General features: G+C 41.0%; 18 protein-coding genes. All 18 read right to left on the bottom strand.

Annotated features, from left to right (window positions below; genetic code table 11):
• Positions 1 to 292: 292 nt before the first annotated feature.
• The 18 genes from QUB61_RS21340 to murJ all read right to left on the bottom strand — a co-directional run bounded on the left by QUB61_RS21340 (position 293) and on the right by murJ (position 20617).
• Positions 293 to 1054, bottom strand: coding sequence for a class I SAM-dependent methyltransferase (locus tag QUB61_RS21340; protein ID WP_333131949.1), 762 nt, complete (start codon positions 1052 to 1054; stop codon positions 293 to 295).
• 58 nt (positions 1055 to 1112) lie between these two features.
• Positions 1113 to 2051, bottom strand: coding sequence for a GNAT family N-acetyltransferase (locus QUB61_RS21335; protein WP_333131951.1), 939 nt, complete (start codon positions 2049 to 2051; stop codon positions 1113 to 1115).
• Positions 2052 to 2268: 217 nt separating this feature from the next.
• Positions 2269 to 3216, bottom strand: coding sequence for an NAD-dependent epimerase/dehydratase family protein (locus QUB61_RS21330; RefSeq protein ID WP_333131953.1), 948 nt, complete (start codon positions 3214 to 3216; stop codon positions 2269 to 2271).
• Positions 3217 to 3278: 62 nt separating this feature from the next.
• Positions 3279 to 4442, bottom strand: coding sequence for a glycosyltransferase family 4 protein (locus QUB61_RS21325; RefSeq protein WP_333131955.1), 1164 nt, complete (start codon positions 4440 to 4442; stop codon positions 3279 to 3281).
• Positions 4443 to 6389: an asparagine synthase (glutamine-hydrolyzing) gene (gene asnB, locus QUB61_RS21320; protein ID WP_333131957.1), complete on the bottom strand. Its 1947-nt coding sequence runs from the start codon at positions 6387 to 6389 to the stop codon at positions 4443 to 4445.
• Between the two features lie 122 nt (positions 6390 to 6511).
• Positions 6512 to 7249: a methyltransferase domain-containing protein gene (locus QUB61_RS21315; protein WP_333131959.1), complete on the bottom strand. Its 738-nt coding sequence runs from the start codon at positions 7247 to 7249 to the stop codon at positions 6512 to 6514.
• Between the two features lie 396 nt (positions 7250 to 7645).
• Positions 7646 to 8203 carry a hypothetical protein gene (locus QUB61_RS21310; RefSeq protein WP_333131961.1) on the bottom strand — a complete coding sequence of 186 codons (558 nt, stop codon included), beginning with the start codon at positions 8201 to 8203 and terminating at the stop codon, positions 7646 to 7648.
• Positions 8204 to 8297: 94 nt separating this feature from the next.
• A complete protein-coding gene (locus QUB61_RS21305; RefSeq protein ID WP_333131963.1) occupies positions 8298 to 9440 on the bottom strand; it encodes a glycosyltransferase in 1143 nt (380 codons plus the stop codon).
• Between the two features lie 68 nt (positions 9441 to 9508).
• The gene (locus QUB61_RS21300) at positions 9509 to 10669 is read right to left on the bottom strand and encodes a hypothetical protein (RefSeq protein WP_333131965.1); all 1161 of its coding nucleotides are present in this window, start codon (positions 10667 to 10669) and stop codon (positions 9509 to 9511) included.
• 23 nt (positions 10670 to 10692) lie between these two features.
• Positions 10693 to 11976 carry an O-antigen ligase family protein gene (locus tag QUB61_RS21295; protein ID WP_333131967.1) on the bottom strand — a complete coding sequence of 428 codons (1284 nt, stop codon included), beginning with the start codon at positions 11974 to 11976 and terminating at the stop codon, positions 10693 to 10695.
• Positions 11969 to 13102 (bottom strand): glycosyltransferase, encoded by a 1134-nt coding sequence (locus tag QUB61_RS21290; RefSeq protein WP_333131969.1) that lies wholly within the window; start codon positions 13100 to 13102, stop codon positions 11969 to 11971. The genes QUB61_RS21295 and QUB61_RS21290 overlap by 8 nt, the downstream gene beginning before the upstream one ends.
• Complete coding sequence (locus QUB61_RS21285; protein ID WP_333131971.1) at positions 13099 to 14052, bottom strand: methyltransferase domain-containing protein; 954 nt, start codon at positions 14050 to 14052, stop codon at positions 13099 to 13101. Before QUB61_RS21285 ends, QUB61_RS21290 begins: the two co-directional genes overlap by 4 nt.
• 209 nt (positions 14053 to 14261) lie before the next feature.
• Positions 14262 to 14414, bottom strand: coding sequence for a hypothetical protein (locus QUB61_RS21280; protein WP_333131973.1), 153 nt, complete (start codon positions 14412 to 14414; stop codon positions 14262 to 14264).
• 228 nt (positions 14415 to 14642) lie between these two features.
• Positions 14643 to 15761, bottom strand: coding sequence for an acyltransferase family protein (locus QUB61_RS21275; protein ID WP_333131975.1), 1119 nt, complete (start codon positions 15759 to 15761; stop codon positions 14643 to 14645).
• A 168-nt stretch (positions 15762 to 15929) separates the two neighbouring features.
• A complete protein-coding gene (locus QUB61_RS21270) occupies positions 15930 to 17171 on the bottom strand; it encodes a hypothetical protein (protein ID WP_333131977.1) in 1242 nt (413 codons plus the stop codon).
• The gene (locus tag QUB61_RS21265) at positions 17152 to 18117 is read right to left on the bottom strand and encodes a glycosyltransferase family 2 protein (protein WP_333131979.1); all 966 of its coding nucleotides are present in this window, start codon (positions 18115 to 18117) and stop codon (positions 17152 to 17154) included. The genes QUB61_RS21270 and QUB61_RS21265 overlap by 20 nt, the downstream gene beginning before the upstream one ends.
• Before the next feature lie 2 nt (positions 18118 to 18119).
• Entirely contained in the window at positions 18120 to 19265 is a 1146-nt protein-coding gene (locus QUB61_RS21260; RefSeq protein WP_333131981.1) for a glycosyltransferase family 4 protein, read from the bottom strand.
• Positions 19241 to 20617 (bottom strand): murein biosynthesis integral membrane protein MurJ, encoded by a 1377-nt coding sequence (gene murJ / locus QUB61_RS21255; protein ID WP_333131983.1) that lies wholly within the window; start codon positions 20615 to 20617, stop codon positions 19241 to 19243. Before murJ ends, QUB61_RS21260 begins: the two co-directional genes overlap by 25 nt.
• Positions 20618 to 20680: the final 63 nt, after the last annotated feature.

Genomic DNA, 20680 nt, shown 5'->3' with positions numbered 1-20680 from the left:
TCCCGCCCGTCCAAAAAGGACGGGCGGGACGCCCATCCCACTTTCCTTGTGGAAGTTATTTAATTCTCATTCCTTACTTTTACAGCAATAGTCTCGACAGTTTTTAGTTCGCCGTCTGAAACCCTCGATTTTCCGTTGGTAGGGAACTTGCCTTGGAGCCTTGAAACCCTTATTCTACGGTTGGCAATCAAAAACAGTCCGAAGTATTGTTACAGAAACTTGAAAAATTGATAATGGTGTGATATTTGAAAACACAACACTGCCCTGTCCTTACCCTGTGGTGTACTAGAATTTACTTGTTGCAAACAAAGTAAAGCATCCCTGCAATTAATTCATGTTTCCAGGATTCTATGTCATGACACATCTTACCTTTGCTAATCTGATAACTCGAACCAACGGCAACTATTTTAAACCCGACTTGTGTCAAAATTTGGTGAGCCTCTTGTACTTTATACCAATATGGGTAAGGGCGGCGATCGAGTAGCGCCAAAAAGTTATATTTTCCGCCCAGCTTTAGCCAAGGAATATATTGAATTGAGCGATTCGATCCAGATAACCTCCTCAAAATACTTAAATATGCTAAATATACTACAAACGGACTTTTGATTCTAGATTCAAAACTTAAAAACGAGAAGAGTGCGGTTCCACCATTTTTAAGAATCCTATAAGCCTCTCTAAAAGCTTTTAACCTTTTTTCCTCTTCCTCTATAAAACACACAATTTGCTGCAAGTAAATTATCTGCTCGAAACCAGAATTTTGGTAAGTTAAATCTGTTGCATCTTGCACTTCAAAAGAGATACTCTGAGTTGCCTCTCTCTGCTTTGCTTGTTCGATAAAATCAGGCACATAATCATAACCGTAAAGCTGTTGAAAACCTAAATCTTTCATTTCCCGCAGAATTCTTCCTCCAGCCGTGCCAGCTTCAACTGTTTTTCCATTTTTATTCAAATATTTGACAATTAGATACTTTTCGTCTTCGTTGAGACCTTTTTTATCTGCCCAAGCCTCAAATTCTACTGTACGGTAAACTTCTTTGTTATTGATAATTGACATATACTTTTCAAGTGTTATTCAAAAATGGTGCAAAATTTCAATTTTATTTGACTTTAGTTTATTTTGGACAGCGATAAGCAGGAAAAAAATTTGTACTCAGTAGTTCTGCAACCTCGGCATTTAAAGACTTTGCACGCAATTCAACCAGATGGCGATATTTTTCTTCATCTATAATTAAGCGCAGTGTGAGAAAGGTGTGCGTTTGCTTAGAAAAACCTGCTTTAAAATGATAGAGACTATCCTTGCCACCTCCAACACCACCCCCCAAATGCAAAACTTCATTGCCGCGTTCTTTAGCCCAAAATCGAATATAATCGAACATCAGCTTGCTGGGTGATTGTTTAAAAAATGCGTTTCTGGTTCCTCCCAAGTGATATTGAATTATGCCACAACACTCGGTAAATATCCCTGAACAAGTAATTTTATCCTCTAATTCTACTATACACAAGTGGACTTTTTCACCTAGTTTATAGAAATGCGAAAAGTATTGATCATCAAAATAGTACGATCCCCCAGCCCCTACCCGATCCATTGTTTCATGGTAAAGAGAAATAAACTCGCTGATATACTCCTGAAATGGAACCATTCTAGTAATCATTCCCGAACGTTTCAACTTGTTAATACGGGTGCGGTGTTCCGGTCTAGTTTGACTCCATATTTCGGCTTCGGAGAGTTTTAAATTAACAGATACAGTTTCTCCATTAACCTTGCAAATATCGGGAGATAAAAAATCATTGAAGCCGCTGTTAAGTATCGGATGCAGCCGAAAAAATGCCGAACACACTTTCTTGGCGCGCAATGTAGAGACTAGCTGATTGATTGCTAAATCTAAAAACTCTTTCGTACTAGCTGCCTTATCACTCAACAGAATTCCCGGATAACCATAAGGGGAGACTACATCAAAAACTTCTTGTGTTGTTAAGCTTTGGTCAAATATGTTATCACACCTCCGCAACAAATAAGGCAGAAAAAATATTTTGTCATCTTCTGCTATCAAAATAGCTTCTGCTACGGCGTTGTACCTAACAGACTCTAAATATAGATACTCAGGCAAATGATAAATATCGTGGCGAAGTTTTTCCAGAGTCTCTAACCACAAAGAGTCTGATAAATTAATTACTAGAATCTGCATTTTTTGCTCTACTAAATAATAAATTTCCTGTCCGGTACAATCCCTGCCGGTAGCTGCATCCGTCAAGTAGGTTAAGTACCCCCTAACTATACAAAGACTGCACCCATTCCCATTCTTGCCTCAACCCTTCCTTCAAAGAAACCTGTGCCTCATATCCCAATATTTTCTGAGCTTTGGATACGTCAGCGCTGGTATCGCGCGCATCTCCTATTCCCGATTTTAGATAATTGATGCGAATAGGGCGATCGACAATGTTTTCCATTGTGTGAATAACTTCTGCTAAAGCAACTCGACTTCCCCCTCCTATATTGAAAATTTCGCCGATAGCTTCTGGAACTTTAGCAGCAGCTAAATTAGCAGCAATGCAATCGCTGATAAACGTGAAGTCTCGGGTTTGCTGTCCGTCTCCGTAAATTGAAATCGCTTCGCCGCGCAAAATTGACTTAAAAAATATGTGGAATGCCATATCGGGACGCTGGCGAGGCCCGTAAACGGTGAAATAGCGCAAGATGGTTGCCGGAACGCCGAAATTGTGATAATAAAGCGAACACAAACGTTCAGTGGCTAACTTAGTAATTCCGTAGGGAGAAACTGGTTGAGGGCAGGCTGTTTCGCTGGTAGGGAAAGTTTCAGCATTGCCGTACACCGAAGAAGAAGAAGCTAGTACAAATCTTTTCAGTTGCGGTGCATCTTTTGCTGCTTCTAAGAGTACCTGAGTTGCATTGATGTTGCGCTCGGTGTAGAGGCGGAAACCTTCTCCCCAACTAGCGCGGACGCCTGCTTGCGCTGCTTGGTGATAAATGACTTCTGTATTAGCTAAGAGCGATCGCCAATCCAAAGATAAAATATTGTCCTCTATCAGTTGAAAATTTGGATGTTTGGCAAAATGAGCGAGATTTTTTCTCTTCAATTCGGGATCGTAATAATCGTTGACTTCATCAATGCCGATGACTTTCTCACCTTGCTTTAACAGAGTTTCTACTAAGTTAGAACCGATAAAACCTGCCGCGCCTGTCACTATATTACTCATTGGTTAATTGTTGATTGTTGATTATCTATCACCCAAGCCCTAGCCTGAAAAAAATTGAAAATTTACACGATCGTCACCCCCAGTTCTCGATAGAAATTTTCCAGTCTTTCAAACACAAAAGATTCATCATATTCAGCTTCAACTCGCTGACGACTAGCTTGACCGTAGGCCGCTCGCATCTCCGAGTTTGATAGCAATTTCCCCAAAGCTTCTGCTAACTTTTGACTATCTTGAGGTGGGACGATTAAGCCTGTTTTTTCGTGCAAAACTGCTTCTCGACACCCTCGGATATCTGTAGCAACAACTGGCAAACCCATCGACATTGCTTCCACAATCGATCGAGGTAATCCCTCATGGGTGAAAGTAGGCAGTGTGAAAATATCTAACAGTCCTAAAATTTCTGGTATGTCTTGACGAATCCCTGTCAAAGTAACATTATTTTGGATGCCAAGGGTGCGAATTCGTTCCGTTATTTCCGTGTAAAAAGGTTCCGGATCGGTACTGAGTTCGCCACCAATAATCAGAACGTGCAGGTTCGGAAATTGCGAGACTAACTTGGCTGTTGCTTCAATCAGGTATCCGCTGCCTTTTTTGCGGGTTAAACGGCCAATTGTACCGATAATTAAGTTGGCAGTATCGGGGATACCTAAAGATTTTCTTAATTGGGCTTGATGATCGGGGTCGAGGCGATCGCGATTAAAGCGATCGATATCCACGCCGTTGCCGAGATAAGCGATTTTCTCTGGCGGACAAAGACCTAATTTCTTAGCTGTAGCGATATCCTCATGATTCTGACTCAAAATCCGATCGGTTAATAATGCAGCAAATTTTTCAACATTAGAGTATAAAGTATATTCTTTGGGAGAAGAGCGATCGTGAAAAGGCAAACCGTGGGAAGTGTAAACGATACGTTTTACCCCAGCTATTTTAGCAGCTATCCGCCCCAAAACCGCAGCAATGGGAGTATGTACGTGAACGAGGTCGTACTGATTTTTTCGGATTAAATTAACCAGAGCATAGATACTTTTAATGTTAAGATATGGTGAAATTTTCCGGTCTATTGAAATAGGGTGAATCCTGTATCCCTGCTGTTGTAATTTCTCAACATCCGAGTCTGGAGAGCAGGCAACTTCAACTGATAGATTACGGGATAGTAAGTAATCTATCTGAGGTTTCAAAAGCACTTTTGCCGTGGCTCCGATCGCACAAATATGCAGAATTTTCATTTAATTTACCTCTAACCAGGCTTGGAACATCAATATAATCCATAAATAGTATTGCCAATCGCGATCGCCCGCCAGATGTTCTTCCCACTTTTCGCGAATCGGCCCGGGATTAAAAAACCCTTCTCTTTGCAAGCGCTTTTCATCAAGAAGCGCCTCTGCCCAATCCCGCAAAGGGCCACGCAGCCAGCTATCAATTGGAATGCCAAATCCCGCTTTAGGCCGATCGATTAAGTTGTTAGGTACGTACTTATCTAAAATTTGACGCAATAGCCACTTACCCTTATTGTTACGGATTTTCATCGATAATGGTATGCGCCATGCCAATTCTACTACGCGGTGATCTAAAAACGGTATCCGACCTTCCAAGCTGACACCCATACTGGCGCGATCTAATTTCACCAGGATGTCGTCCGGTAGATATGTCACTGTGTCTAGGTACATCATGCTTTCGGTAAATGAGGGTACCTTTGCCCAGCGTTGGCGATCGGTTAAATTTGTGGGCTGCTCAAATCCACCGATGACTAATGCTTCTGGATCTTTCCAGTGGGAAACTAAGCCCATATACATAGCTTCCGGATCGGAAACTGCCAAAACCTCCGCCAGTTTGTGTGCTTTGAAGCCAGACATAGATTTCTTCAAATTGACTGGCACTAAGGCATTAAAATTACCCAAAGTCCGATCCCAAGTTTGAGGCGATAGGCTGGTCAAGGCATTAGCAGCAGTCTGCCTTAGCGCTTTGGGCATCCAGCCAACCTTCTGCCAAATGCTGCGACCCCAGACATAGCGGTTGTATCCCCCAAACAATTCATCGCCGCCGTCACCAGAAAGACTTACTGTGACGTGCCTTCTCGCCATCTGAGATACCAGGAAAGTAGGAACTTGAGAGGGGTCGGAGAAGGGTTCATCATATAGAGTAGGGAGTTTGGGAATAACTGCTAGTGCTTCTGCTGGAGTGACATAAAGTTCTGTGTGGTCTGTTTTGAGGTGTTGCGCTACTGCTTTGGCATACTGTGCTTCGTTGTAGGCATCTTCATAAAAACCGATAGTAAAGGTTTTCACGGGTTGGCTGCTTTGAGCCTGCATCAGCGCTACCACTGTGGAGGAGTCAATCCCCCCAGAGAGGAAAGCACCTAAAGGTACGTCTGCCATCATTCGCAGTCCTACCGCATCCAGCAGTAGCGCCTCCATTTGGTCTATTGCTTCCTGTTCCGATCCGGTGAAGGGGTTAGCAACGCCAAATTCGGCTGCTTCCTTGACAGACCAATAGGGAATTGGGGTGGGATGAGTAGCTGTACCGTTCCAGGTGAGGAGTGTTGCTGGTGGTAATTTATAGATGCCTTTGTAGATTGAATAAGGGGCGGGTACGCAGCAATGGCGGACAAATAGGGTTAAAGCATCTCGGTTAATTTCGGCTTGGAAACTGGGATGGGCTTTGAGGGCTTTTAATTCAGAACCAAATATAAAAGTTTGACCTATCCAGCCATAATAGAGGGGTTTTTCGCCTAAGCGATCGCACCCTAAATGCAAAAGTCGCTCTTGACGATCCCATAAGGCAAAGGCAAACATTCCGTTGAAGCGCTCGATCGCTTGCTTGACTCCCCACTGGCTAAAACCAGCTAACATGATTTCGGTATCGGAATGTCCGCGAAAAGTGTGACCGTACTTGGTTAGTTCCTGCCGTAATTCTAAAAAATTATAAATTTCGCCATTAAAGACGATCGCGTAGCGTCCATTGGCAGACAGCATCGGTTGATGTCCTTCTGGCGACAAATCTACAATTGCCAATCGCCGATGTCCCAGGGCAATTCCCGCTGCTTCATCTACCCAGATACCGCCGCTATCTGGGCCTCTATGTAGCAAGGTGTCTGACATTTCCTGCGCGATCGCTTGCAACTTGTCAGCGCTAACTTCTATAGATGTATTCCAAAAACCAGTAATTCCACACATTTGGTATTATTCGCCTTGATAAAGTAACAATTCTCTTATATTCGGCTATCAACCAGAAGCTTTGAATATCGATTAGCTCAAAGCGGAGAAATTCCTGTGATCGTGCAAGACAACGGTTCTCTTCACACCTGTGAATCAGGTTCATCAGAAGAACTCAAAACGAAGATATTGCATGAGCTTCCCAAGACAAAACTCAATTTATTTCGCATACTAATGTTTAAATGAGAATCCATGATTGAATATCCGGTATAAAACAATCTGTTTGAATCCTGAGCTACAATTTTCCAGCCGGTCTCACGAAACAGTCGAACCCACCACCAACGGCTGAAATAGTAAATTTCCGTTAGCGCATTTTTAGCAGATTCTCCATGAGGTGTTGGTATAGTCCACCATTTCAGAAGATGTGTAATGTTTGTCCATAAGCGCCAGCTACTTGAAGGTAACACATGGATCGCAACCCCATTTTGTTTAAGAACCCTATGAATCTCCTTCTGAAACTCAGATATGTACGGAATGTGCTCAAGCGTATTGGAACTGAAGATAATACTAAAGGTGTTGTCATCAAATGGGATATTTTTGCCATCATATTCAGTTACAGACCATACGCGGTTCGCCCGATAATTGCTCGAAGCTATATCGATCGCGCTGACATCATAGCCACGATTTTCCAAGGCTCGCGCTTGCCATCCTGTTCCCCCGCCGATCTCAAGAACTCTACCTCTTGGAGGCAGCATATCAAGTACAATGCCAAGTTCATATGTCCGAATAGCCTCTAGATGCTCCAAGGTCGGTTCAGCAATCCAGAATGTGCTAACCGATCGAATTTTCCGAAGCACTTTCTTTAGAGCAAAGGTTTTCATTCACAATTTCTCCTACTTTCAGTAGATCAAACTTGATAACTCAATTCTTCCATGTTAGCGTAGTGTTAAGGTGTTGTCCATCTAAATGACTCATTGGAATAGTTTTTGTCTCAGATAATTATACTTTAGACGGTCATAATCTGAGCTTTATTAAACTACCCAGATGCTGTCGCTATCTGGACATTGATGTAGCAAGGTGTATGACATTTGCTGCGCGATGTTATGTATTTCTTCACCGTTTAGGTCCGTAGATAGATTCCAAAAACCAGTAATGCCACACATTAGTTTTAATTCCTTGTTATTTATTGTAATACATGACTAGCGACCCTTATAGATTAAACATTATATGTAGTCTATTGCGATAATAGACCGTTTTGACTGAATCGTGCAAGAATTTCAAACCTCACTTTTTTCTAATGGAAAAGCTTTAATTAAGAGACCTTCTGAAGTTTTATCAGAGATTTTTTTTCCTGGTACTCCACCAATTGTACAATTTCCTTCAGGAAAACTCTTATTAACAACAGCATTAGCTCCTATTGCCATATTATTTCCCAAGATAACAGCCCCGAATATCTTGGCTCCCGGACCAATATAGCAGTTTTCCCCAATTTGAGGAATCGCATGAGATTTTCCTGCTTGCGCTCCAATATTGACACATACATGCAATCGACAATTCGCACCGATTTTAGCATCGGGGTGTACGACTATAGTACCTTGATGAGCGATTGATAATCCCGGTCCACAAACATTTATAGGAATTGAAAATCCTAGTTGTCTGCCAAGCATTTTATATCGCCAAGCAGTTAGTATTCTCAGGGGGTTACCTATCTGACAATTCGTTTGGTACTCAAGCTGACGCATCAACCGTTGAAATTTCCAAATATCATCAAACAGTAAAGACTTCAATGTTTTATCCCGCTTCAAGGCTATCCTATCAGCCTCAAGATATGTCAAGTAGTCTTGATACGATCTAATCATTAGCAAAACTCTTTCAACAAAATAAAGTGTGCGCGGGCTAGTTGAATGAAGATGGTTAAACACCAGTAATTTATCTTTGAGTCATGGCACTTTCATACAATCTTTCATAGCTAGCGACAACCGAGTCTAACGAAAAGCATTCGATAACTCTCGTCCGTGCTGCTTTTCCTAATGCTTCTCGACCTTCTGCACCAAGCTCGATCGACTCTTGCCAAGCTTTAGCCAATGCTTCTGGATTTTTGGGAGGTACTACCCATCCAGTATTGCCGACAATCAACCCTGAATCTCCCACATCCGTCACTGTACACGGTACACCGCAAGACATCGCTTCTCCCACAATTAAAGGGCATCCTTCACCATAAGCAGAAGCAGAACTGGCAATGTCCAGAGCCGCTGTGATGCGAGGCATATCGCTGCGCTCTCCCAGTAGGTGCGTGCGATGGGAAATTCCTAATTGTTCGATCGTTTGATACAAAGATTCATTTTCTTTCACGACTCCCGTACCCACCAGCGCAAAGGGTATATCTGGATATTCTTGTAATAAGAGTGCAGCAGCTTGTAGAAAATTAGCATGATCTTTCATGGGATGATAACGGCATACCAATCCTATCAGAAAAGCATTTTCCGGCAAACCTAACTCTGCTCTGATATCTGCTCTAGCTGCCTCTGACGGTACAAATAGGGACGTATCGACAGCATTGAAAATTACACACCCATTCTTCTTGTCATAGCCCAAGACTTCGTGCTGAATTTTTCCCACCTGAGAAACATGAATTACCTTGGTAGTAAACCGAGATAAATAGGCGGATAATTTAATAATAGCTGCTGTCATTTTTTTTTCCAAATTCAAGGAATAAACTGTTCCTTGAATAGTCCAAAAAACAGGTATTTGTTGGTCCACAAACAAACTGGCAAACTGGGCCGCTAAATTGCCATGATACATCCAACCTTGAATCAAATCTGGTTTAATTTCACGGATGATGTTAACCAGTTTCCAAATTACATTTGGTGTGGGTACTCCTGCTGTTTTTATCCCCAAGGTATAAACAGGTATACCCAAGGCTTCAATGCGATCGGCCAACGTCCCACGATCCATCAAACACACCACATAGGGGCTAAAAAGATCTCGATTTATCTTAGACAGGATACGGTAGAGCATTATTTCTGCTCCTCCAGTAGTCAGTCCAACGATCGCATAAACAATTCTCATCATCGATCTCCTTGTTTAGATTTTTGCTCTAGCCGACTTGTCACATTCATCGCTGCCATTAATGCAATTGTTCACCTACTGTTACTTGCTAGTTCATCCAGTATCCGACTCATGGCAGCCTCAGAAATAAGGTGTTCCCTATGAGTAGCATCTAAGAAGAGTTCAAATTCGCCCGTTCCTAATTCATGAACTCGTTCTCTTATTATATCTTTATACGTTTCCCACTTGGTTCCTGCGAAACAACAAGAGTCATATTGGTTTATTACTTGTAATTGTTTTCTATGAAGCCCATAAGAGCCAAGTATATAGAGTTCAAGATCGTTCACTGTCCTATATATTTCTGGCACTGTTTGTTCGTAGTCGCCCCAATCTCTCTGTGAATTCGATCGCAGGTATATGGGATACGAGCCTGCTACGGGAAAGCTCTTTTCGATCCTGGTGTCAATTGCGGCAGCGAGTGTTGTCGTCCATCCACCCCCGCTTATTCCCACCATCGACACAGACGAATAGTCAAAGTTCTTTTCGAGGTAATTCAATACGATCGCCACCGGTTCGACAAAATACTTGACTGGATGACCGTTTTTAGGTAATAAAAACTTCATATGGTCATGGCTTGTCAGCTTCAATTTGCCCTGTCGCGGTAATTGAACTGTTGGCTGATTGTTAAAGCCCAATAAGGGCATAGAAAATGCGGCTACAGAGTATCCACTATCAAGGAATCGTCTAATCTGCACTTTACTTTCGTAGAAATCCCCGTCATGCCCTTGATGGTATAGAACAACTTTGTTGTTGGGAGTTTTTGGGATGAAATGATAGACGTAAGACTCAATACCAAACTCCATCACAATACTCAGTTTGTCAATCTCACTCAGAGAAGAGATGTCTTTGTAGCGGGTATCCGTAAAACCTTCATCAACCGCCGAAGGAAGCGATAATGGAATTCCAGGATTCCCCCAAAGGACAGCGATTAACTCTCTTCTTAGACGGGAGACATCCTGCTGTTGCCTGATTGAGATGAGTTGGGTCACATCCGTTTCAAGGTATTCCTTTGGTGTTTCGAGGTATTCCTTTGGTGTACGAACTCCGATGTGTTTGAAAGCAGCACTCACAAAGCCAGACGGGGGTAACTGGAATTTATGGGCTGCCATGCCATAGAAGATTGCTAAGACTATAAGTGTTGCATAACTTGCAATTCTTAGTATTCTCCCTTTCAATAGCGTAGATTCTTTCATTGTTGGTTCTCCTTTAGACTATTTCACTCTATAATACTGTTCTCAAAGATTACATTCTTAGATTTTTGTTCGAGCCTACTTGTAACGTTCATGGCTGCCATTAACGCAAAACATATCAGTATAAAGCGTTCTTCTACTATGTTATGAGTAAACAGCCCAGCGATAAGAATAAAACTACTAAAAGCCAAGGCGATATGTTTGCTTTCCCCACGGGAATGCCATGTTACCGCATAAACAAAGAGAGGCAAGATAAAAATTCCAAAAATTCCATGTTCTGCCACAAATAACAAGTACATATTATGCGTAGATATCCCCCAATTATTTAAGTTGTTAGTTGAGGCAATTCCGTTTCCCAAAATAGGATGTTCTACAAACATATTCCAAGCTGTTATAACCACTTCCACACGCGAGTCACCCGAATCTTCTTTATTAGCGAGCGGGTTTTGAAACCATTCTAATCGGCCAGTTATATTTTCAATACCTACATTGATTAAACCCGCTCGTTGCAATTCATTCAGATCTATGTTACTTAAAACGGGACCAAACACCGAAATCATAGTTACTATTCCTACAACCCAGAATAAAAACTGTTTGCGAGGAATCACGCCTGATTGTATAAAAATAGGCATCACCATAAACCACCCCAAAATAGCTGCTCTTGAAAATGTTAAGAAAATGCCAAAAAAGACTAATAACGCAAAAGGTATGCGTAATTTTTTTGGTAGTACACCCATTCCAAAAATCATTCCTAGAATTAACGCACGACCTGTGCGGTTAGGATTTATGTAATATCCAGCCGCCCGCCCTGAACCATTTAATCCTTGAAATGCTAAAGGCTCGCTAACCTCGCGGATGTTATTGAATACCGCCAGTAATACGGCTAGACACATGGCTACTCTAGTCAAATTTTGAATTTTCGGATTTTTGGCAAAAATTAAGTACATTATTATTAAAAAAGCTTCTGACAAAATCCGAATTCTTACTTCGGGAAATGCTTCGTCAACAAATGGATATTCCGCATAAAAAATTACAGCCACCAGAAAGGAAAACAATGAAATTGCCAGATATCCTGCACACCAAATAATTAACTCAGATGGGATATACTTGAGGAGGGCAAACCGGGTAAAAACCAATAGTAGGAATCCTGCTCCTATAAAGAGACTGATTGACACAACAGGGGCAGGTAGTTTTCCGATCCCGAAAAAATAGACATCAATAAACGTAAAGAACACCAAAACCGACCCTATTGCTAAAGTAGCTTGATAATAAAACCAAAACTTTGGTTTTTGATTGCTATCTTTAGACATAAAATTCGCCCAGCAGAGCAGCTTTTGTTTTGAGAACTAATTCCCGTACTGAGAATTGTTCAACTATTACCTGTCGAATCTCCTGTCGATTGTAATTATCAAGATTAGCTTTTTCTATCAACTCGTTGATACCAGTCTTCAATGCTTCGGGATTTTTAAGTGGTACGACTACGCCTTTATCGCCGACAATCCAAGCTGAGTCTCCTACATCTGTCACCACGCAAGGCACGCCACAAGCCATTGCCTCTCCAACCACATTCGGAAATCCTTCGCCGTCAGAAGAAGAAGAACAAGCGATATTAAGAGCATTAAATACCGCAGGCATATCTGAGCGTCCACCTGCCCAGATAATTTTTTCAGCAATGCCCTGAGCGTCGGTCAACTGATACAATTCTTTGGCATAGTTTTCCTCTCCGACCCCAACACAGACAAAACGCACGTCTTCCCTTTCTTTGGATAGTAGTGTCGCTGCCTTGAGAAAGGTATGATGGTCTTTCATCGGGGAGAGTCGCCCCACCAAACCAATTAAAATTGTATTTTCGGAAATTCCCCATTCCGATCGCACTTTTGCACCTGCTTCCGAGTCAGGCTGAAAACGTTCGGTGTCAATACCGTTGGAAATTACCACCATTTTGTTAGGAGAATATCCCTGATTGACGCAATCCGCTTTACCAACATGGGAATTGACAATAATCAGATCGGCAAAGGAGGATAAAAGTCTCTCTAACTGGGAGATGAGATTGCCTAGCAAACCATAACGACCAGAAGGCGTATTGGAGCCCCTTATTCCCCAAATAATCCGGGTTGAGGGGAAAAAAGGCTTTAAGCAGATAGTGAGCAAATTCGCATCACCAAGATATCCATGCAAGATATCAGGCTCTATGCGTTTAAGTTGCTTAACAAGACGCCAAAAGAAACCGAATAAATCCCAACGTCCGCTTTTTTCTAGACAGATTGTTGTAATATTTTCATCTTTCAAGTCTTTCTCTAAAGGAGCATTAGAGTAATGGTAGAAGACGCTGACATCAAAGCATTGTTTATCGAGAGCTTTTGCTAGTGTCACTAATTGTCTTTGTGCTCCGCCATAATTCAGATCATAAATAAGAAATACAATTTTTTTCTTCATTTTTGTAATCCTTTGTAGTGTTTCACTATTTCTTGAGGTGTAATGGTTTTGTGAGATTTTTTACCCATAAAGAAAAACCCACTAGCCGTATCTATCGAGTAATTTTCCGGTATAATTATGTCCAAGTATCTTACCCAGAAAAATATTAACTTTAAAATCTTACCTACTACTTTTGAACGAAATAAACTTCTACTGAAATAGTCGATTGTCCAAAGTAACTGAGTTCCGGCACCCGCAGTATTTCCTGATTTTATTAACTCAAAGTGCTTGAAGATATAACGATGCCCGCTTTCTGTAAACCTTGTAAAATCATAAGCTCCTTCATGTACTTGTTGCAGAAATGGAGTTTCGGCATAAACTAACCCATTAGACTTTAATACTCTGTAGATTTCAGAAACTACCTTATTAGGTTCTAAAACATGTTCTAATACGGCTTGAACGATAACACAATCAACAGATTCATCAGCTAACGGAATTAGATGTGCATCTGCAATGAACTGAATGAATGGAGAGAAAAAAATATCAAACCCTAAGACTTTAATATCTTTATCATCGTAGAATGGTAGCATTCCTTGTCCAATACTGCCCCCTCCTACAAATAATACTCTTGGTTTTTCCTCTTGACTTTTCAATAGTGATATTAGCTCTCTGACATTATTAGCTGTTGTTACTTCAGGCGGTGATACTAGCTTCTTTAGAATATCGGGTATACCCTTTCGAAAAGGAGAATCGATCAGTCTTTCTGCCGAAGTATCAAATGTTTCCTTTTCGTCTAGTATTGAAGACTCGAAATCCACTAAAACTGGTATAGTTTTAATAAACCTATATCTGAATTGTTGATTTGATTCAATTGAATCCGTTACTAAATTTTTCGGATCTATTTGCTTTAAAGGTAACCTTGTTTTTGGGCATCTTAATAAATGCCAATAGTTATTTTTTTCCTCTAGCATGTAGGCTCTCCCGTACTTATGGTGATCATAAAATCGGCTCTCCCGTATCTGGGGTGATCATAAAATCTTATATTTTGTAGGGTGGGTTAGTCGCGGGGATGGTTTTGATAATAAACCGATAACTTTTCATTAACGACGTAATCCACTGCTCAATATTTTGTAACAACATATACGTTTTGCCCCACGATGGCGGGAAAGCCGTGTTTTGCTTATTTTATTATAACATCAGGCGTATTCATCTGAGGTAGAAAGTCCATAACACCTGGTATTTCTTGATGAAGTGCTTTTACTAAAGTAACTAATTGTCTTTGAGCGCCTCCATAGTTAAGATCGCGAATCAGAAATATAACTTTTTTTTTCATAGCCTTGCTCCTACAAATTAATGCGTATTGCTACTGCTGGTGTGCTGATTATTTCCTGATTATAAACCCAAAGTCAAAATTTATAGATTTAATCATTCGTAATAAGTCAGTTTTCTAGGGTTGAGGCAATATCTCATCCCAAATCTATGTGAAACTGCGTTTTATTTGCCTCTGTCTTTAGCCTAAGACTACACCTCTCTGCTATTCTCACCAAATGCAGAAAGTTACCTACTGTTTATCTCTCTTTCGCTTAAGGTAAGTTAATAAATTCCTCCTATAATTTGAGTATATTTGCTCAATTAATTCGATTAGGTGAGTCAATAAATTCTTTAAACGAACTGAGTATTTTTGCTCGATTAATACATTGACAAGGTATGCTGCTGCAAGCATGAGAAATACTGTACCCCATAACAAAATATGTGGATTAATCGCTGGGTATGCAAGATTAAATATCATAAATCCAATTCTCTGATGAAGAAGATAGAGTGGGTATGTTAATGCCCCGATTGTTACCCACTGCCTTTTTCCCAAAAAGCCAGTTCGTCGTATTGATACCAATAACATTATTGCGAAGAAAGTGGAAATCATCCCAATTACCACATAGCTGTTAAATTCTGTGTTGTAATGGGTTTCCCTGCTTGGAATGTCATCTAAGGAATAACTTATCGCTAACAGCCATGCTATAAAAATTACACTGATTCTAGTTAATGATATACCTCGTGACCACACCAAAAATGACATAGCACCAGCGATAAAATATGGTGAATCATCGACTATAAGAATTATGCTCAGTAGAGATCCCAGTTTACCGATTTTGAGTACATTAAGAGCAATTGTCGCAATTAGCCACAAAACAAGAAACAACTGAGCCTGGTTGATTTTTCTAAAAATGAGTAATAAGGCAATTAAAGCGTAAAATTTCAATTCAGTAAAAATTGACCAGTAAGCTCCATCTATTGACGGTACGCCAATGAATCCACTCAGCATCGTCATGTTAATAAAATACTGACCAATGGATGCTGAGTAATATTTACCGCCGATTGTCGTAATAGTTACGAAAGTAACTGTGCAACACACCCAAAAGGCTGGATAAAGCCGAGCAAATCTTGAGACAATGAACTTTTTTAGACTGCCGGTGGAAGCGGTCATTAATATTACGAATCCGCTAATCAAAAAGAAGAGTTGAACGCCTAGATAACCATACTTTGCTACTGGTGCTAGTAACGGGTAAGGCATTGTTGACATGCCGTCGGCTGCATAACCTCTGAATGAATAGTGATGAAGCATTACCATCACAGCTGCAAAAAATCGCAAAAAATCGATTTCGTTGACTCTTCTTATTGCCATCTGCAAATTCCGCCTTTTAAGTAATTGGATTATTGCTGAGTATAACTGTTTATAATCATCCACCTGTAATTAATTTCAAAAATCAAAGATGCTAGGCAGGGGGGCTTAAGCAGGAAGGGAAATATTATCTCAGTTTAGCTTCTGTTACACTTCACTTTTGAATTGGCACTACCGGATTATTTTTTTATTCATTTGTAACATTTTTGCCCCTTGGATGGTTCCTTCAATGTTGAACCCTAAAGGTTTTCCTGTTTTGCTCTTTTGCAGCGCCGATCGAATCGCTTCCTCAACTCCACTTGGAACATTATTTTTCCACCAGTCCATTTCTTCGCTGTAACACCAGACGTATTCATCTGAGCTAGAAAGTCCATAGTAAGTGTTATGTTCGAGCCATTGTTGTCTCTGCTGGGAGTTAAGATAATGGCTAACTCTAGATTCTTGTGGTTTGCCTAGATCGAATAAATGGTCTATGTAGAGAGCCTGTCCTACCTGCACTTGCTTTGCATATTTTTGACGGTTTTTTTCATCAACAAAAGTCAGTAATTTTTCTTTAATTAACTTGTAGGCCTCAAAAAATTGCTGTTTCCCTGCATAGTAGTAAGAATTCTCGTTGCCATCAACGATGGTTATATTAGGTTCGGCAACATCTAACATTCCGTTGAGGAATGCGGCCAAAAGACCAGAACTTCCCGCAGACATCTCATGCATCCGCTTTTGCAGATTTCGTTCATCCAAAAACTCCTCTAAATTACTCAATTGAAACAAGGAAAGAACCTTAACACCTGGCATTTCTTCTTGAATTGCCTGCATGAATTGGGCACCTCTTTTTCGTACTTGCTGCCAGTATTCTTCAAAGGATTTATCTTTTGCACCAGGCAGTTTAGCATAAATCCAAGGATCGACACCGTAGGACTCTGGATCGAAAGCAATACCTTCAAAACCTGCCGATCGCGCTATTCGTGCGAAGAGACGAATATTTTGCTCGGATGCTTGCCAGTCGCTGTCGCTAAACCAATCCCATCCTTCCTCTGGCGTCGCCCACATCAGCACAAAATTATCCGTAAATTTTGTAAAATTAGTTGATTTCAAGCTTTGTAAATCTAGATTGAATTCTTTGGGATTGTAAGGCTGGTGTAGGAAGACTTTTTTACCTCCTTTAAGTCTAATCACAATGCCATCAAATGGTCGTTTTTCCATTTGTTCGATGTTTTGCTTGACAAAAACAGGTGTAGGCACATCCCAGCCATATTCGATTAATTTTTTAGGCAGTTTTTGGGCTTGTGTATTTACGTGTGTAGCTACACACCCCATGTACACAAGAGTTGTACACAAAGCAACTATAGTCGCCTTATAAAACTGTTCCTTTATGTACTTAAATCTCCCAAATAGTCTAAACATTTTTATTTGCATAATTATCTTTGAGGTAAACTAAGTATCCCACAGGTAATGCTATTAGCCATAAAATTTTACCAATTGGTGTCTTGATATTAACGATTTGTTGGCTAATTTTAGTACCTAGATGCAAAGAGTATCGACTGTACAGGACACCGGATCGCAAAAAAATCAACGGAGCGAAGCGAAACCATTCCGTCTCTTCATTTAAAACATTTGAATAGTAGATTTCCCCCCCAACAGCTCTTTTTTTTGGGTGTTGAGAATTCCGCATGATTGAAGGCTGGTCTGTCCAATACGTTCTTAAAGCCTCATTAACATACCTAGTTTTATACTTTTTGGCAATCTTATTCCATAGCACGGATTCGGGAATATAAAATCCGATTATTTCTTCAACATGGTGGGGAAACTGCCTGAGTACATCAGTACGGTGGAAGCCCCATTTTTCTCCTTTGACCTTAAAGCGATAACGAATTTCTAGAGAATCAGAATCTGTGGGATTAAATGGGAAAAGGCTACCAATGATTTTACCATCTCGATCTTTACACAAACAGGTTACAGCGGAAAACTTTTCTTTTTGGTCTAGTGGAATTGCGTCCCAATGGTATTTAAAACGATCTAATGCTTGCGGTTCACAGGAATCATCCGAGTCAAGCTTGATGAATAATTTTCCCTGAGCTTCTCCTACACCTCGATTAAAAGCAATATGTAGGTGTGCATTTTCTTGATAGATATAGCGAATCGGAAATAGGTTTTCCTGCTGCCATTGCTCGACTAATTCACAGGTATTGTCAGTGGACCCATCATCGACTATTAACCACTCGAAATCACGGTAAGTTTGTGCTTTCAGGCTCTCGTAAACGCGATGGAGAGTATGGCGACGGTTATAAGTAGGAGTGAAAACTGTAAATACATATTGGTATTTTTGATTATTTTGTACTGGCTTGCTATTTTCTGTGAACATTTCTATGACTCCTTAATTACTTCATTAATTAATGATTCCCAGATAACCATCACTTTTTCTAAACCGAACCTTTCTGTTACCTCCTTAGCACGATCGGCTAAACATTGGCGTTCTTTTTCATCGGACATTAAGCGCTCCATTGCAGCGGCTAATGCTGACACATCTTCATTCGGGACTAAGATACCATCTACACCATCGCGGATAATCTCTCTTGGCCCGTTAGGACAATCTGTGGAAATGACTGGTAGCCCGCAAGCCATCGCTTCACACAAGGCATTGGGAAAACCCTCAAAGCGCGAAGACATAATGAAAATATCTCCCTGTTTGAGAAATTTATGGGGGTTTGTTACTCGTCCAAGGAGATGAACGCGATCGTCCAATCCTAGTTCGTTACGCCAAGATTCTAATTGTGGGCGTAACTCTCCTTCTCCTACAATGGTCAATGTCCATTCGGGATAACGGTCTTTCAGCTTTGCCAGCGCTTCCAGCAACAGATCGAAGCCTTTTTGGGGAACAAGACGGCCCATCGCAATAAGCGATCGCTCACCCAACAGCTTGTCAGATAGTTCTGTTTCATATGGAGGTAATAATACTGGGTTAGGGATTACACAAATACGCTTTTGTAACTTAGATGAAAAATAATCCCCTGCCCTTTTAGTTTGAACAACAATGCGATCGGCCAATGGGTAAGTCCATTGGCGTAGTTGTTTCCAAATCCTACCTATGGAAGACCTTGCCGGATCATTACGCTCTGACACTACGACTGGTACTTTCAACCATCGGGTTGCCAATAAAACGATTACATTCGTTGTGATCATGAAGCTAATCACGACATTAGGTTTAGTGTTAATGATGGCAGAGCGCAATTTTTGAATCCGCTTTAAATTATTCCAGATTGCCGCGCTCGGATTACTAGAATTGATTACTATACCTAAAGGAGTATGACAAATTTGGGAGTCAAGGTCATAAAATGGGGGAACTTTACCATCATCCAAGGTTAACAGGTTAATTTCCCACCCCTTTGACGACCAATAATTCGCCATAGTAGATATTACCCGCTCTGCACCACCACAAGTAAGTGAAGCAACGATCAACGTACAACGCATTTGGATTTTTTCTCCTCTTATATGTGGGTGGCTTTCTCCCATTTTTTTAGCTTCTTAAGGGCTACAAATAACAAAAATGAAAAAGAAAACAAATAAACGCCACTGGTTGACAAAGCAATACCCGGCACTCCCAACCATTGCATAAACAAATAGTTTAAACCAATATTGACGATTAAGTTACCGCCAGACCCCCACATCAGTATTTGATTATTTCGCATAGCTGAAATTAAACGTACCACCAAAATGCTGCCGATATAAAAAGGTATCTGTAAGGCGTAAGCAGCTTGAATTTTGGCTACTAAATGAGCATCGTTAGCCGTAAATGAACCCCTTTGTAAGAGCACTTGGACGATCGGCTCAGACAACAAGATTATTAACCCAGTTAGCGGTATAGTAGCAGCCAAAATTATCATCATGTAACGCTTAAGCGTATGACGTACACTTGTCCAATCCTCACGGGCAACCATTTTGGAAAAATAGGGAATTACAGCCGTACTCAATGCCGTACTGCCGATGGTAATTGGCAAGGCAATGATGCGATTCCCGTAGTTCAATGAGGAGACACTTCCAGAAGGTAACAATGTTGCCATCGATTGATCCACTAAAGCAGTACTACACATTAAAAATGCGGCTGCAATCATCGGGGCGTACTGACCAGCTACCTCACTGAGCTCAGGATCGAATCCATACCATTTTGGCAGCAATGAAATACCCTGTCGCTGCAGTACAATTCCCACCACACTCATTTCCAGCAGTTGACCGCAGACTAGCCCAGATGCCAGGCTAAAGACACCCCAAGAATTAATCCCGAAAAGAAATAGCATCGTAATAATTGGAGTAATAATTGGAGTAACAGCCACTAAAGCGAACTGCTCTCCTGCATTCAAAACAGCACCCCAGATAGTGCTCGTACCAGTCAGCAGGATAATCGGAGCGATCGCGCACAGCAGCTTGTAAGTCAGCTCTAATTTTTCAGCACTGAAGCCTGCCGCCAGCTTTGGCATATACAGTGGTGCAGTAGCCAGCATTAATACCGTTGTGATTCCTAACAGTCCCAGACTCCAGGCTATGGCTCCAGAAAAAAGTTTTTGAGCTGCTTTTATACCTGACTGTTCTCTTACCCGAATGTAAGTAGGTATGAGAGCTGCGTTAAAAGAGGCAGCTATAACATTGGTAATCAAAGAAGGAACCACCAACGCGATTAAAAACGCATCCAGATCATCCGCTGTACCAAATTTCCAAGCAACCACTAATTCTTTGCTGACAGATGCCACTTTCACGAATCCGGTTCCTATACCAACCGTAACAGCCGCACCAAAAATTTGTCGATTTGTAGAGCCACTTGTAAACTTTTGCCATAAATCTAGCCCTTTCTGATATCGCCAATTTTTCATGAGAGATAGAGCCGAGTTAGGTTAATTTTGACAGGTAATATGCTACTAGCATAGGTTCAGTTA

The sequence above is a fragment of the Microcoleus sp. C2D2 genome, assembly GCF_036702495.1.
Taxonomy (GTDB): domain Bacteria; phylum Cyanobacteriota; class Cyanobacteriia; order Cyanobacteriales; family Microcoleaceae; genus Microcoleus.
This window is presented reverse-complemented; position numbering and strand designations above follow the sequence as displayed.